General features: G+C 65.4%; 14 protein-coding genes. 11 read left to right on the top strand and 3 right to left on the bottom strand.

The window, feature by feature from the left end:
• Positions 1–120: 120 nt before the first annotated feature.
• A complete protein-coding gene (locus tag L3Q67_RS01865; protein WP_499187862.1) occupies positions 121–1,170 on the bottom strand; it encodes a TroA family protein in 1,050 nt (349 codons plus the stop codon).
• A 43-nt stretch (positions 1,171–1,213) separates the two neighbouring features.
• A complete protein-coding gene (locus L3Q67_RS01860) occupies positions 1,214–1,756 on the bottom strand; it encodes a hypothetical protein (protein WP_499187861.1) in 543 nt (180 codons plus the stop codon).
• Positions 1,757–1,928: 172 nt separating this feature from the next.
• Here L3Q67_RS01860 and L3Q67_RS01855 point away from each other — a divergent pair, with 172 nt between their 5' ends.
• Positions 1,929–2,378, top strand: coding sequence for a hypothetical protein (locus tag L3Q67_RS01855; RefSeq protein ID WP_499187860.1), 450 nt, complete (start codon positions 1,929–1,931; stop codon positions 2,376–2,378).
• Positions 2,371–3,540: a DUF6545 domain-containing protein gene (locus L3Q67_RS01850; RefSeq protein WP_499187859.1), complete on the top strand. Its 1,170-nt coding sequence runs from the start codon at positions 2,371–2,373 to the stop codon at positions 3,538–3,540. Before L3Q67_RS01855 ends, L3Q67_RS01850 begins: the two co-directional genes overlap by 8 nt.
• A gap of 100 nt (positions 3,541–3,640) precedes the next feature.
• On the opposite strand, the gene L3Q67_RS01845 is transcribed toward L3Q67_RS01850, so the two are convergent.
• Positions 3,641–4,390: a hypothetical protein gene (locus L3Q67_RS01845; protein ID WP_499187858.1), complete on the bottom strand. Its 750-nt coding sequence runs from the start codon at positions 4,388–4,390 to the stop codon at positions 3,641–3,643.
• A gap of 429 nt (positions 4,391–4,819) precedes the next feature.
• Here L3Q67_RS01845 and L3Q67_RS01840 point away from each other — a divergent pair, with 429 nt between their 5' ends.
• The 9 genes from L3Q67_RS01840 to L3Q67_RS01800 all read left to right on the top strand — a co-directional run bounded on the left by L3Q67_RS01840 (position 4,820) and on the right by L3Q67_RS01800 (position 14,796).
• Positions 4,820–5,761 carry a P-loop NTPase family protein gene (locus L3Q67_RS01840; RefSeq protein ID WP_499187857.1) on the top strand — a complete coding sequence of 314 codons (942 nt, stop codon included), beginning with the start codon at positions 4,820–4,822 and terminating at the stop codon, positions 5,759–5,761.
• Positions 5,718–6,008, top strand: a complete 291-nt coding sequence (locus L3Q67_RS01835; RefSeq protein WP_499187856.1) for a hypothetical protein — start codon at positions 5,718–5,720, stop codon at positions 6,006–6,008. Before L3Q67_RS01840 ends, L3Q67_RS01835 begins: the two co-directional genes overlap by 44 nt.
• Before the next feature lie 224 nt (positions 6,009–6,232).
• Positions 6,233–6,823 (top strand): hypothetical protein, encoded by a 591-nt coding sequence (locus L3Q67_RS01830; protein ID WP_499187855.1) that lies wholly within the window; start codon positions 6,233–6,235, stop codon positions 6,821–6,823.
• Positions 6,820–8,175 (top strand): TrbL/VirB6 family protein, encoded by a 1,356-nt coding sequence (locus tag L3Q67_RS01825; protein WP_499187854.1) that lies wholly within the window; start codon positions 6,820–6,822, stop codon positions 8,173–8,175. The genes L3Q67_RS01830 and L3Q67_RS01825 overlap by 4 nt, the downstream gene beginning before the upstream one ends.
• Positions 8,172–9,677 (top strand): SCO6880 family protein, encoded by a 1,506-nt coding sequence (locus L3Q67_RS01820; RefSeq protein WP_499187853.1) that lies wholly within the window; start codon positions 8,172–8,174, stop codon positions 9,675–9,677. The genes L3Q67_RS01825 and L3Q67_RS01820 overlap by 4 nt, the downstream gene beginning before the upstream one ends.
• 173 nt (positions 9,678–9,850) lie before the next feature.
• Positions 9,851–11,191: a putative type IV secretion/conjugal transfer ATPase gene (locus L3Q67_RS01815; protein ID WP_499187852.1), complete on the top strand. Its 1,341-nt coding sequence runs from the start codon at positions 9,851–9,853 to the stop codon at positions 11,189–11,191.
• A 75-nt stretch (positions 11,192–11,266) separates the two neighbouring features.
• The gene (locus L3Q67_RS01810) at positions 11,267–12,361 is read left to right on the top strand and encodes a C40 family peptidase (protein ID WP_499187851.1); all 1,095 of its coding nucleotides are present in this window, start codon (positions 11,267–11,269) and stop codon (positions 12,359–12,361) included.
• A gap of 10 nt (positions 12,362–12,371) precedes the next feature.
• On the top strand, positions 12,372–14,171 hold the full coding sequence (locus L3Q67_RS01805) for a type IV secretory system conjugative DNA transfer family protein (protein ID WP_499187850.1): 1,800 nt from the start codon (positions 12,372–12,374) through the stop codon (positions 14,169–14,171).
• 10 nt (positions 14,172–14,181) lie between these two features.
• Positions 14,182–14,796 carry a hypothetical protein gene (locus L3Q67_RS01800; protein WP_499187849.1) on the top strand — a complete coding sequence of 205 codons (615 nt, stop codon included), beginning with the start codon at positions 14,182–14,184 and terminating at the stop codon, positions 14,794–14,796.
• Positions 14,797–15,347 lie beyond the last annotated feature (551 nt).

The raw sequence follows: 15,347 nt of genomic DNA, 5'->3' as shown, positions 1-15,347 counted from the left end.
GGACGGGGACTGACCCGAATGCCACTCCGGCCACGGCCGCAGCTGCACCGAGCAGGACCAGACTTGTGACCACTAGGACCGGCCGCGCCGTTGTTCGGCTGGATGGGAAGGAAGGAGCGGTCATATGCCTGCTCCGGGATGTAGCTGGGGGACGAGCTGTGTTACGGCGTGCGCATTGCGGACGCTGCCGGTCGAGGCTTGCTCGTATAAGGCTCGGGCGAACCGCCCATCGCGGCCGGCGCGAGTCTGCGCCAAGGCGGGATTGGCGCGAGCGGTGTGTTCGGCCCGAGCGAACGCCTCGTCGTTGGACACCGGCGATCCACGGTCGTAGATGATGAGCAGGATGACTTCGGGGTCTCTGGCCGCGATCTGTTCCCAGCTCACGCGCGAGTACGGAGCGTCCAGATCGCCGAAAATAGTCCGGCCGCCCGCCGCGGCAATCACGGCCGACACAGCTTGGCCCCGGCCGGGCGCGACCGGGCTGCTCGTCGCTTCGTCGACCTCATAAGGAAACACGCTGACCTGCGGCTTGCCCACTGAGCGTGTGGCGGCGGTCATGGTTTTCTGCATGGACGCGATCAGCTGGTCAGCGCGGTCCCTGGCGCCGAAGGTCTCGCCGAGGTTGCGCAGGTCGCGGTAGATCAGCTCGAATCCGTCACGGGGGCCCGTTGCAGCGGGGCAGGCGTTGCTCACCATCAGGTAGGACTTGATACCGCTAGCGGCCAGGTCGTCCTGTGTGCCGGGCTGCCCCGGGGAAAAGTTAGAGGTGAACGCCCCGAGAACGTAATCGGGGGCCGCAGCGAGCAACTGCTCACGCGGAACACGATGTTGAGTCCCGGGGACGTACTCGCCGGTGAGTGCCGGCACCGCCTGCACTCTTGCCTCGAACTCGGCCGGAAGCGCCCCTGCCTTCGGCGCCGACCCCACGCCGACCAGGCGATCGGTCAGTCCGAGCCAGGCCAGCATCTCGATCGCGGGATTGGACATGGCCACCACCCGCCGCGGCGGTTCGGTGAACCGGGTCTCCCGGCCACTGCAGTCCGTGATGGTGACTGGCTCGAACCCGGAGGCCGGCGCGGAGACGGTGTCAGTCGTCCCCGATGGTCCTCCGCAGCCGCTCACGACCAGCATCAGCAGAGCTGCCGCCGCCAAGCGGCGTGCACCGTTCATCGTGCCCCCTCGAGCCGCTAGTGCCGGAGTTCGTTCGTGCCGGTCACGCCTCGAACCGCAACGTGGTGTCGTCTGTCGAACGGTCTCGGCGGGTCAGTTCATGCTGGAGGAACTGACGCATCAGCGGCACTAGGTCCTCGCCGAGAGCGGCGCCCTCCCGGAGCAGAAGGCGAACCGATGAGGGATCGTGGCCTGAGGCGCGCAGCTGCCGGAGCAAGGCGAGCTGTTCCTCGAGGTCGCTCGCGGAATAGGGGATCGCCGCCGCCCGTGCCTGCTCCACGACCGCGAGGCAATCTTGGAAGTACAGTTCGTCGCTGGACGATAGGGCCCCTCCGGGCAGCCCGAAGAACTCGGAGATCGCGTGTGTGACTTTGACGCTGACTCCTGGAGCCTTGCCATGCTTCAACATGCTCACGTAGGCGGAGGTGCAACCTGTTGCGTCGCCGATCTCCTGGTTCGTCCACGGCTTGGGTGCCCCCGTTTTATCTAGCTTGCTGGGGTTCCGGAAGCGGTCCACCAGCGTCCGCAAGCGGCGGCCGATCATGGCGTCGGTCGATTCGGGGGACTCGTCGCTGGAGGGGGTCACATCGCCTCACCTGCGCTTGCCGCAGCAAGCATTAGAATCAGTTGACTTTGAGCGTGGGTCTTCTAGGCTGCCAGGAAGAGATCGTAACTGATTCTAACGGCAATGTGGAGTGGTGCGGCCTCGTCGGCGGGGACGGCGGAAGTGCTGCAGCGCGAAGACCGGAGGGGACACCGTGCAAGACCTGACCGACGACAGAGTTCGCTACGACAGCATCTTCAGCACCCTCCCCGAATGGACCTCTGACGCTGCCGCGTATGTGCGCGAGATCGGCGAGCGCCACGGCCGTGACCTGGTGCTCATGCGCGCGACCCTGAACTCCGACAGTCCGGGAGGCCTGTTGATCCGCGCGGCGGACGCGGACTACATCGTGCTCGCGCGCTCGGAATCCCCGCTGTACGAGCGCCATGTTCTCCTGCACGAACTCGGACACTGGCTTCTGGGACACCTCGACAGCGGAACGTACGGATGTTGTAAGGAGTCGGACGAGGTTGCTGCCGAGCGGTTCGCCCACCTGCTCGCTGAGCGACTAGCCGCGAGAGTCCGCCCGCAACGCGCATGCGCCAAGCGCGGCATCATCGCCGCCTTCGGGTCGCGCCGTCACCTGCAGCGGCACTGTGCCTGACTACTTCAGCGGCCTGACCGTAACCGCCGGAACGCTTGCGCTCGCCGAAGCCGCCCGCAAGGCACTGGTGAACCGGCGCCTTGGGCATGGTGAGCGCGCTCGCGACTACCTCGTGATTGCTCTGGTGTGCATGGGCTGTGCAAGCTTCGCCAGTGCCCCGGCCGCCGCGCGCTGGGCAGACCGGGTCTTCGAGGCCCGGAACGTGTCGTTCTACGTGGCCAGCGCCGCGACGGTGCTCAGCATCCTCGGACTCGCCGGTTTTCTCCGAGCGAGCGGCGTTACCGGCGTACGCGTGCGCACCGTCGTAGCCGGCGGGCTGGCGTGTCTGGTCACGATGACCCTGCTCTATCTCCTGGAGGGCACGAGTGAACCCGGTTTTGCTACCACTGCGGACGATCGGCCGGCCGCTCGCCTCTACAACACGGTCTTTCATGGGGCGGTCGCTGCGGGTCTGTGTGCCTTCATCGAGCGGACCGCAGCCGAAATCCGCCGTGCTGATCGAGCGTTACGGCTGGCACTGGGCCTGGCCGTCGCGGGCATGGCCGTCGGCGTGGTGCCGGTGTTGTGGAAACTGGGTCTCGTGCTGGTCGGCGGAGTAACAGAACCGCGCTACATGTCCGTCACGCTGCACCTCAGCGCAGCCTCGGTCATCACCTTCTCGGCAGGGTCCGCGGCAGCCGCCGCGGTCCGTAGCACTTTGGACCTCTGTCACCGTAGACGTCGAGAACGACGTGAACAGGCACTCTGCGAACTCTGGACGCTACTCGGGAAAGCCGGGCTTCACGGTCCGCTTGCTCATGTCGCCGCGGCGACCAGGGTTCGCGGATTCGCTCTGGGAATCCGCGAGGCCCAACGAACCCTCCGACCATACGTCCCTTCGGGCCTCACCGAACATGCCCGCGAAGAAGCGGATGAACGGGGGTACGACGCGGCGTTCGTCGAAGCTGTGGAACTGCGCGCAGCGATGGCGGCATTCGCTGCCGGCTACCAGTTCGAACAGCCGGAACGGGATGCTGCTCCCAGTGCCGGTCGGGCTACCTTGCAGGTGGACGAGGACGCTGAGTTCGACCGTCTGGCCGCCCTTGCATGGTTCTTCCAGAACGACCCCGCGGTTGCGGAGCTGGCACGAGCCGCGCTGGACGGTTCCTCTTCTCCAGAGTAGACGTCGTCACACACGGCCCAGGGCGGGCGCTTGTGTTTCCCACGATTCGCCTGTGCCACGAAGGCCCATGCGAAAGCTGACTGTCGCCAACCCAGCGCGGCTAGGTCTTCTTGCCCCCGCTCCGTCGACGGGAGGCCGCTTGCTCCTCAGCGATGCTCTGCAGAACCTGCAAGAGTTGCCGCTGGCTCGCGGCCGAGACTCCATCTGTCAAATTCTGGACGTCCCGGGCCTTGATGTCGGTGACCCCGACCTGTGCCATCACGGCCAAAATTTTCTTCCCGTCACGGTTGAGCGCGTCGTCGTCGAGCCAGTCAGCTGGGACCGACACATCGAGCAGACGCTCATCCAATCTCCAGAAAGCCGCGAGCGCACGCAGCACGGGACGGCTTGGGTCGACTCGCTCGCCGCTGCGGAGATAGTAGAGATTGGCGCGTTTGAAGTTGGTGCCCGAGCGCTCAGCGATCCACGACGCGATGGTGGGTACTTTCAGCTGCCGGGCAGTCAGGTCCTCGGAAAGCGCTATTACATCGGGATCGGTCTCAAACGAGCCATCCGGGCGCTGGTAGGCTACCGAGTGGGCCTCGAGAAGAAGCGTGATGCGGTTGGCAAGCGTCGTTAGCTTGACGAGCTCTTTTCCAAGGACTTGCTGATCGGCGAGGGTGCGAGTTGGCAGTGGCGACTGCGGCATGTCTGCTGACGAGCCTGGTGACACGGTTCCTCCCTTGATCGGCAGCGAGCCGAACTCGCCTAAGGTACCTTGCGACTCGCCGCGCTCACAACTATTGACATCAGAGTGAGCGTGGCTATGCTGGACGCAGCAGTTGTCAACAGTTGTGAGCATCGGTGGCATGTGGATCCAGTGCCGCTAGCGAGTCTCCCCGCTCAAGTGCTCTCCGTGGATGTACCGGCAGCCGATCAGCGCCGGTGCTCGTAGCCAACCGACAGCGGTCAAGCCGCCACCGCGAGCGACAACCCCCTCCGCTCATGGGTGAATCGGGTGCACGAGCCCTTGGCTGCCGGGCGGAGCGTCTTGGGTGGCCACACCTCCTCCCGTGGTCACCCAAGTTCGCTTCCACGGCACTGCCCTGCCAGGTAGCAGGAGGGAGATAAAAGCTTGTCACGATCTGCATCGTCGCCGGACCAGCACCCCATCGTCGGGCTAATGCACTCGATTGCTCCAGTCCTTGTGCGTCAAAATGCAGGATTGCAGGACTGCGATCTGCACGGTGCGCTGGATGCTGCGGCACTGACTGCTGCGCAGAGGACTACAACGCCACCAGTGGACACCGAAGGCTATCCGGAAGCCGCCCTGGTTGCTCAGACCACCATCGCCGCGGCACACGAGGCCCAAGGAGAGTCGCTCGCTGTCGACGGCCACGAGGCGGATGCCTCGCGATTTGGGCGTGTTGTGCCAATCCTGGCGGCCACGTCGGGTACCGGCGCATCAGTTACCGCCGCCGTGATCAGCGACGCGCTGCAGATCGAGGGAAAGTCGGTATTGCTAGTCGATACTGCTGACCCCGTGCGCTCAGGCCTGTCACGAGCCGCGAGAACCGAGGGGCCTCCCACAGACAAGCCCTTCCCCTCAGTGCGCATCCGCTACTCCTGGAGGGCACAGGCCGTGCTGGCACGCCTGGACAGCACACTGCCCGTGATCACGCCGAGTATGGTTCCACCACCCGAGTACTGGCCGCCGACCGGCCGCCGTCTTGATGTCACCGTCGCTGACGTCGGCCACGACCCCTGGCGTGTCGGCGCACGACCAGTAGTAGGCGCGGGGCAGTGGTTGCGACCAACGAATCCGGCACCCATACCGATCGTGGTGGCCCGCCCGACCCTGCCTTCTATCCTGCATGCCGAGCAGCTCATGTCGCGCCTGGAGCCGTGGATCCACTCGGGACTCGTAACACGACCAGAGCACATGATCGTCGTCGGTGCACGCCGGTGGCCGCGAGTCATCGCCCACGCCGGCGGGCGACTGCTCCGCACCATGGTGGACAACGCGTCATTCATGCCGCACGACCCAACCCTGAAAGTTCACGGCATCACGCCAGCTGTCACACCAGCAGCAGCGCGGCGCGCCATCGAGCCGCTGTTGCGTGAACTTGGTCTCCTGTCCGAAAAGTCCTCCCCCCGACTGCCCGGTCCACGCCGGGCGCAAGGGAGGGATGGCGTCGATGAACGCCCTACTGGTCGCGGACCTGATCGCCCAGATTCCTAACCCGACACCAGTGGCACCACCTGGATCGGAGAAGATCCTCAATCTGGCCAACTATGCGAAGTGGGGCGCCGGGCTCGCCCTCATCCTCGGCTTCTTCATCGGGCTCGCGGTCTGGGCCGGTGGTCGCTGGGTTGACCACCACCGTGCAGGGAAGATCGGCGTAGTCATGATGCTGTGCGCGGTCGGTGGCGCCATCCTCTACGGAATCGGTTTCACATTGATCGAGGGACTGGCGGCGGCGCCATGATGTTCGACCACGCAGAAACCACGAAGCAAATCCGAACCCGTAGGCGAGTCCGGCGAACTCTCGCCGTCGCAGCGGCCGTGGCTGTGCTCGCCGCCGTCGTCATCGTCGCTGTAAGAGAACAGCCGGCACCACCAGCCCCAGCGCAATCGCCACCAACGCGCCCTTCGGCAGCCCCGGAGCCTGGCTGGGACGTAACTGCGCAACGGGAGCTTGCCGACCGCCCCATGCCCTGGTTCCCAATCGATGCGGCCGAACCAACCACGCTGAGCACCGAAGCGACGGGGCTGCCTCTGCGACTTCCCGCGGCCGCGGCCGGCCAAATCGACTCGCTGCCCGCCGAAGGGCTACCTCCGACACCCGAAGGCGCGTTGGCGCAATTGGTCATCCTCAACGAAAACGGCACTCGTGGGGGAGACCCGGCGCAGTACCAGCGTTCCTACAGCACGCTGAGCGCGCCGGGCGGGCCAGGCGTAGAGACCACCGGCATCTACACGCTGCTCGCGAAATTCCGCGAAAGCGCAGGACTCGCGAACGAGGCGAACCCGCCCGGCCTGTCCGTCACCTACGAGGTGACCCACGGATTGATCAAGGGCACGGTGGACCAAGGCCGGTACGTCGTCGCCTGCGTCCTGGGGCAGATGGCGTTCGCCTACCAGGGACGCACGATCGTCCTCGGTGTCGGTGATTGCCAAGCACTGCGCCGCACCGGAGAAGTCTGGAGGATTAGCCCAGGCCCTGTGCCGGCGTACGCAAGCAACACCTGGCCAGGAAGCGCCGATTGCGTGCGCGCGGGATACCAGGCGGTGATCCGGTGAACCCGCTGCCGCCGCCGATCCAGCCGGGGCCTCTGGCGCCCTTCGAAGCGCTCGGCGCCACGGCGGGCGACGGGATGCTGAAGCTGATCGAAACAGGATTCGAACTCGCGATGCGCATCGTATGGGAGGCCGGACTCGCAATCCTGCGCGAGGCCTTCCTGCTCGTGGACAAATTCTCGATCTTCACCGTGTCCACCACGGACGGGCCAGTCGGAGCGCTATGGCCGCTGATGCTGTGGATCTCCGGCGTGTTGGCGATCTCACTGTTCTTCTGGCAAATCCTGAGCACGGCGCTGCGTGGTGGACGCGGCTTCGTGCGACTGATGACCGGCCCGTTCCAATACGCCGCCGCACTCGCCGTCAGCGTGGGGCTGGTCACCGCGTCACTCACAGCAGCCGACAGCCTCACCACCGCAACCCTCAACTCCTCGCTACAGACCTCGAACTTCACTGACGCACTCAACGCGTCGGGACTACTCGATGCGGGTAGTGACGGGGTCAAGGGGACGGTGCTGGGAATCGCGGCAGTGGCCGGGGTCATCCCGGCGGGCCTTGGGTTCGCAACCGAAATGATCTTCCGTGAGGCGGCGATGTACGTCCTAATCGCCACGCTACCCGTGACCGCGGCAGGGCTACTCGCCAACGTGACGTCGAGAATGTTCTGGCGCATGGTCCGATGGGCACATGCCCTGATAGCCATGAAACCGGCGATAGCCACGACTGTCGGCCTAGGAGTCAGCGCGACAGCCGAAGCGGAAGGGCTCTCTGGCCTATTCGCCGGAGTAGCGGTGCTCTGGACCTCTGTATGGGTGCCATTCGTCCTCTTTCGCCTGTTCGCGTTCATCGACCCCAACACAGATGCCGGCGCAGCCTTTCGGGAGGCACTGAGCCAGGAGACCGGATTCGGTAGCTATGGATCGGAAAGCCCGACCGGGCAGGCCGCGGAGTCGGCGTGGAACCGTCACAAGAAGGCGAAAAGCGGTGACGACGAGGACGACGACAATACCTCAGAGCGAGCCAACACCGATCGCTTCGACAGTGCGGACACCGGCGACAGCATCCCCGAAGACCGCCATCCCGACGATGGAAGCGAGGCCAAGGGGCAAACTTCCTCGGACAGCGACGAGTCCCAGGCTAACGGCGTGCCCGAAGGCGACGACACTGACGACACCGGGGCGTCCCCCGAGGGAGTCGACGATTCGCGCGGCGAGGCCTCCATGCCGACTCCGCTGGACAACGAGCACGGCGCCGACGTGACTCCGGACGCGGCCTCATCGACTGCCGATGCCGAGGTAGATGACGACGATGACGACGACGGAACTGCGGAGCGAGCGGCGATGGGAGGCGCATGAGCCTGAACGTACGGATCTACCGAGGACTGACCCGGCGAGAGCGTGCCGGCTGGATCCTCGGCCTCACACCACTACAGGCTGGCTGCTGCGTCGCACTGGCCCTGCCCGTGCTGCTTGCGCTCTCGTCAGGAGCTGTGACCACGGCTCTCACCCTCGCAGGGGCACACTCGGTCATCGCAGCCCTCATCGTTCTTCCGGTGCGTGGACGTCCTGGGATTCTATGGCTGTGGCACCTCGCGCTGTTCCAGGTCGGTGCGACGTTTGGATGGTCGCGCTGGCAGGCGCAGGCAACCTCCGATGCCAGCGCCGACCCCGGGAAGCCCGACCTTCCCGGCGTGCTGCAGCGGCTGCACCTGCCTGACGGGCCGCCCCTTCGGGACCAGGGACGTGTGTGTTTGATCCACGACACCGCGGAGGGGCGGTGGGGCGCCACCGCACGCCTGGCTCACACCGGGGTCGGCATGTTGTCTGATACCCAATGCGAGGCGCTAGCGACCCGGCTGGGTAACCTGCTGCTCTCCCTTGGCCATCGGGGCGTGGTCGACCGGCTGTCGCTGCTGGTGCGCACCGTCCCCGATGACGGGCAGGAGTACGCCGCATGGCGACAGCGTCACCGCAGCGGCGACGCACCAGACCTTGCGCAGCGTGTCGCCGCGGAACTCGACCGCACCATCGGAGCGGCGAGCGTGCGCCACGAAACCTATGTAACGGTTTCCGGCACCGAGGACGCGCTACGCAAGCCCGCGGCGGCGGCAGGTGGCGGTGTCGACGGACGAGCCGCAGTGCTCTACCGCGTCCTGGACGGCCTTGACGATGGCCTCAGATCACTGGGAGCGCACCGTGTGACCTGGCTGTCCGGCTCGGAGCTGGCAGTCGCCGTGCGCACCGGATTCAATCCGGCGGCCGCGTCGACTCTGGAGGCTCAGCGGCACCGTAGAGGCGCGGCGGCGTTGCCCTGGGCGGCGGCAGGACCAGTGCATGCACCCGCTCCGCAGAGACGTTTCTACCTGCACGACGGGTTCGCATCGGTTGCGTACTCCGTGCTCATGCCTGAGATTGGTACGACTTTCGGCTCCCTAGCAGGGTTGCTAGCGGTGCGCGAGCCCGGTGAGCGACGCAGCCTCGCGATCCACTACGAGATCATGTCCCACCGGAAGGCTCGAACAGCGGTGCGGGGAAACAGGTTTCGTACTGGCGTTGTCCGGGATTGGAAAGCCAGCCGGGGCTTCAACCGCAACGCGATGGAAGCACGGGAGTCCAGCGGCGCCCGGGCCCAGGAACGAGCGGTGGCCGCCGGGCACAGCCTCGTCCGCGTGGCCGTGGTCAGCGCGGTAACGGTACCCGCGGAATGGAACATCGAGGATGTCGCCGCGCGCGTCGAGACCGATGTCGCCGATCGGTTCCGGCTTTTGCGCTTGGAGCTAGCGCAGGACACGGCGTTCGTCGCTGCAACGCTCCCCTTGGGAATCGCCCTTCCACGCCTTCGAGGTGGTCGAGCATGAGCCGACAGCCTGAGATCCCGGAGCGGTCACTGGTGGACCTGCTCGATGACTCCGCGGTCAGGCAGCCGGCCGTGCCTACGTCTTCGGAGCGGAGCCCCCGGCCACGAGAACGGTTTCATCGCAAGGTCGCGCCCCGGCGTGGTCACGCTCGAGTGGGCCGAGGATGGTCTGCAGTGCCTGCACCGCTCACGGTGTATCAGGCCAGCACGCACGAGGTCGGTGGCCTCTTCCCCTTACTCGCGGCGTCGCCGTTGCCCGCGGTCGGAGCACGGATGGGCTATGACGTGCTTTCCGGAGGGGCCTTCTACTTCCACCCCGTGGAGTACGTGCTTCGCGGCATCAGTTCCAACCCGAACATCGTGCTCTTCGGCGAACCAGGTCGAGGCAAAAGCAGCACGGTTGTGGCATTCATCCTGCGCATGATGGAATTCGGTGTCAGAACCCTCATCAGCGGTGACGTCAAAGGGGAATACACACCACTGCTCGAGGCACTCGGCGTCACACCTATCGTCCTCGGAAGCGGGAGCCAGGCACGCCTGAACGCTCTTGACCTCGGTCCCCTCGCGGCGCGCTGGCTTACGTGGTCGGCTATGCGGCAACGCGAGGAACTTGATGGTGTGCTGGCGCGCTGGACACGACTGCTGGTAGCTCTGAGCGAGGCACAGGGATACCCGCCCACTGTGACCGATGAAGCGGTGTTGTCCGCGGTGCTGCGACACCTGCTCGGTGTCGCCGACGGCAATACACAGCTACGCCCGATCACGATCCCGGATGTACAGCGCGAACTGGCCGAACCACCGCGTTGGCTATGGGAGCAGCAGCGATTCGCCGACCGCCGGCAGTTCCTGGACCATTTGCGACCGCTGACCGATGCCTTGGCCAACCTGATCCATGGCCCGCTGGCAGGTCTGTTCGACGCTCAGACCAACATCGAACTTGATTGGGACGCGCCCATCCAGAGCATGGACCTCTCCCGGCTCTGGCGTACTCGTGGCGACCGCGCGGTCGCGGTCGGACTGACCTGCCTGGGGAGCTGGTCGGCGATGATGACCGACCTCCAGGAAGACGGGGATCTTCGTATCGTCGTCCGCGACGAGATCTGGCGGCAGCTCCGCCTTGGCCTACGTGCCGCCCAAACCGTCGACGGCGAACTGAGGTTGTCCCGCGCCGAACAATTAATCCAGGTCCTCGTCGGCCACAAACCAGGCGACTTCCTGGCAGTCGGCCATGATGGATCACAAGAAGTAGCGATCGCTCGTGACCTCCTGGCACTGTGCTCGACCCGGATCTTGCTCGGCCAATCCACCAGAGTCGCCGACGAACTCGCAGAAGCTCTTGCCCTCACCGAAAAAGAGCATCAGGTAACCAGGGGATGGGCAAATGAGCGCAAGGGTCGGGCTCTCTGGAAAATCGAAAGCCGAGCAGGGCTGAAAATACAAACCGTTCAGTCCCGCACCGAACGACGCATCTTCGACACCAACGCTCAGCTGCGGCGCAAGCCGCGCACACGGTGAGAGCAGATGGACAGGCCTGCGAGCACCACCGTTGCACTTACAGCCACCGCCGTCGCCGCGGCTACGATCATCTCAGTGTCCCCCGTTGCGATCGCCATGATCTCGACATCTGTGTCCATTGTGGCTGGCGGCGGCTGCGACGGTGACGGGGGCCCAGGCGGCGGAAGTCAAGACATCAACGGCACGGTCACCACCGCCGACCAAATGGACATCTCCCAACTCATCGTCAACCAGGTCATCGCCCGCAGCCTGCCACGACGCGCGGCCGTGCTAGCAATCTCCACAGGAATCGTCGAGTCTGGGCTGCGCAACCTCGACTACGGCGATCGCGATTCACTCGGCATCTTCCAGCAGCGCCCCTCACAAGGCTGGGGTACTCCCGCTCAAATCCTCGACCCGGTGTACTCAACCGGAAAATTCCTCGATGCTCTCCTCGCGGTACCTGGCTGGGCCACCATGGCACCGGGCGCCGCGCAGCAGGCGGTACAACGCAGCGGCTTCCCGGACCGCTACGCCCCGCAGGAACCACACGCCGAGCAGATCGTGGACAAGTTCTGGACCGGCCCGGACAACCCGGTGCCTCCGACACCGAGCGACACAAGTGGGCCTGTCGCCGCGGCCAGTACTGGATGCCCGGATCAAGGCGGCGCTGGAGTGCCGCGCACCGACATCGACCCCGCCAAGATTCCCGACGGTTACCAACTTCCCGCCGACCCCCGGCAAGCCGCAGCAGTGTCGTTCGCGCTCGGACAGCTTGGCAAGCCTTACGTCTGGGGCGCCAAAGGCCCCACTAGCTACGACTGCTCCGGGCTCATGCTCGCCGCATGGGCTGCGGCCGGAATCGGTATCCCCGCCGGAACGATCAGCCAAGTCCACGCTGGCCGAGCCGTTCCGTCACTGGCCCAACTACAGCCCGGCGACCTCGTATTCATCCCCGGCAGCCTGGGAACCAAGCAAGTACCCCGCCATGTCGGCATGTACGCCGGGCATGGCCTGATCGTCAATGCGTTCGACTCCCACACCGGCGTAATCCTTCAACCGCTCGACGACTGGACCGGCGACGTCGTCGCCATCCGCCGCATCGCAGAACCCACGACGCCCTCCCCAACATTAGGAGGGACAAGTGGTACGACGACAACACCACACCAACTCACCGGGACTGGACCGTGATGTAGTCCTCATGGCGCTGATCGTGGCCGTGCTCGGTGCCGTCCTCGCCCTCGCAGGGGCAATGGCCGTAGCGGCGTCGATCACCACCGGGCTGCACGAGGACCAGTGGGCTTGGCACGATGTTCCCCAGTGGATCCCCATCGCCGCGAAGATCGCATACTACGCAGGCGACCCAGCTCTCGCGCTCGAGGAACCCTGGGCGAGTGGAGTCCGGCACCGCACGGTCCAGTACTGGGCCGCCGCAGTCGCGCTCGCCGGAGCCGTGGGCGGCCTCGTCAGCCTGCTGGCCGTACCGACCTGGCGCCTCTACGGACCTACCGCACCCGGACACGCCACCCGCCACGACCTTCGCCGTCACCTGTCCCTCTCTGCCGCGCGCCGCGCCGCTGAATGGACCCGAGGTGACCTTCCCGCGCAACAGCGTCGAGCAGCCTCGGCCGACGAGATATCAGTTCCCCTCCATCGCGGACCGCACAAGCAGACGCTCGTCACCAACCTCGAAACACCCACCGGGGTCATCGCGCCCACCCGGTCAGGAAAATCTCGTCAAGACCTCATCCACAAAGTCCTTGCCGCACCAGGCGCTCTGCTGGCCTCCACCACCAAACCAGACCTGGCCGAATGGGGACTGCTTGCTCGCGCCCGCCGTCCAAGTGCCGGACCAGTCCTTCTGTGCGACGCCACCGGCACCATCGCCTGGCCTGCAACCGTGCGCTGGTCCCCAATCAGAGGATGTATCGACCCAGCCGTCGCGCTGCGCAGGGCGGACACCCTCATCGAGGCCTCCGCCCTGGGCCTTCAAGACATCGGAGGCAACGACAAAGTATTCCGCGGCAGGGCGACGATCGTGCTGCAGACCTACCTCCTCGCCGCAGCCAAAAAAGGACGAAACGTCAGCCAACTCGTGGCCTGGGCCATCACCAAACCACCCGACCCAGAGCCAGCCGACATACTGCAACGCGATCACCCAGAACTGTCCTACAACCTGCGCGCGGAGATCGGCATGGTCGCCGAAACCTCAGACGCCGTATGGATGAGCGTACGCCGCGCACTCGAACCCTTCATGAACCCGAGCATCCGCGCCATGTGCACGCCGCCGGAATCGGACTCCTTCGAGCCACGGCAGTTCCTCCAAGCGGGTGGATCGCTGTTCCTGATCGCCGGTGAGCACCAAGCACCCCACGCACGACCGGTCCTGACCGCCCTCGCCGAGGACATCCTGACCACCGCGCAGGACCTCGCGCTCGAACAGCCACGTCGGCGCATCGAGCCACCGACCAGCGCCGTGCTCGACGAATTGTTCGGAGCCACGCCCGTGCCACGGCTTCCCAGCATCATCTCCGAATCCGCCGGCCGAGGAGTGCTCATCCACTGGGCAGCACAATCCCGATCCCAGCTGGACGAACTGTTCGGCGAAGCCGGACGGCGACAACTAATTGACAACACCGTCACCTTGACAGCTTTCGGCGGCATTAAAGACGACGCCACTTTGGAATGGCTGTCCACCATCGCCAGCGACCATCGCCGCCGCACCTGGCAACAACATAGCGACGGCATGCTCGCCGCTGGCCGCACCTCGACAAGCCTCGAAACCACACCAACTTACCGCCCAGGCGAAATCCGGAGCCTGGCCCACGGCCGCGTTCTAATCCTGCACAGCAACCTGCTGCCCATCCAAGGCCGCACCGTGGACGTCTCTCGACGCCCGGACTGGCCCCAGTTGCAAAGCGACGCCGACACGGTCCGCAGGGGACGTCCGCCAGTGGACGCGCACGGATACCTACACCCCCCCACTAGCTTCAAGCCCTGAGGAGCCGAACATGCACCTGGACACATCCCTGGCGCGAACGCGTATCCGGCGGTCCGCTACCGCCGCTGCGCGGTTCCCGTGGGCACAACTGACCGGATACGGGGCCCTGATCGTTATCGCCAACGGGCTGACCGGGTACCTCGGGCCGATAGCAGTCGGTTTCGGCCTGCTCAGCCCCGCTGCCGTATACGCCATCGGACCGGCGATCATCCTCCGCGCATCCATTCTCCGACGAGCAGGACGCGCCTCAGCGTTGGTGACTCTGATGCTCGCCAACGCCGTGTCGCTCTTGGTCGCCGAGGTCCGAATCGTTGGTGCACTCTCACTCAGCTTCGCGATGACCGAGGCTGTCGACTACCTCTCGTCCCGATATCTCCAGCCCTACCGCGAGTGGATCGTCGTGGCGAAAGTGGGCATGCTCCCCGCGGAGTCCGCGGTCTTTATCAGCATCGCCTTCGGAAGCCTGAGCATCATGCCGGGCTACATCCTTGGCAAAATCTACGGTGTGGCATTTGCTCTGTCGTGGGCATATGGTCGCCGGACGCTTCGTCGGCGCGGCGTGGCGGCGGCGCGTCAGGAAGGAAGTTCAAATCGGGGTGACGCATCGAGGGAACAGGCCCCGTGAGCGAGGAAGAGATAGCGGTACCGGAGCAGGAGGACAGCGTCGGGACCGAAGGCTGGACGCGGCGCGAACTCGACGAGATGATTGTCAAACTGTGGCGCCTTGCCCAGGAACAACACGCGGAAATTGAGCAACTAAAGGAAAGAATCGCCTCTCTCGCTGAAGAGGACGGCGACCAACCGCGTCTCGCGCGCTGGCTGATGTTTGAGCCACCTCCGGCAGCCGAAGACAACAGTGACACACCTAACCAGTCGCCGCTGGTCACTGTTGGCTACTTCGTTCAATATTACAATGCTGTCTACGTCGGCAAGCCTGGCACCCGCGCCGTTGCCATACCGGGCTGCTGGCTCGAACATCCCGCTCTCATCGCCGAACTCGCCACCCTCACCTACACCTGGCGTGCTACCCACATTGGGAAAAGGCCACTGCGCGCGACGCCCAATACTGGCACGACCGCTGGCGCGTCGGCTTCGCCGAACGCCTCGCCACCGAATGGGTCCATCCACACTGCCTCACCGACGGACACAAGCCGGCGGGCGCGGCCCCACTGCTCG

Source organism: Saccharothrix sp. AJ9571, assembly GCF_021725495.1.
GTDB lineage: Bacteria > Actinomycetota > Actinomycetes > Mycobacteriales > Pseudonocardiaceae > Amycolatopsis > Amycolatopsis magusensis.
This window is presented reverse-complemented; position numbering and strand designations above follow the sequence as displayed.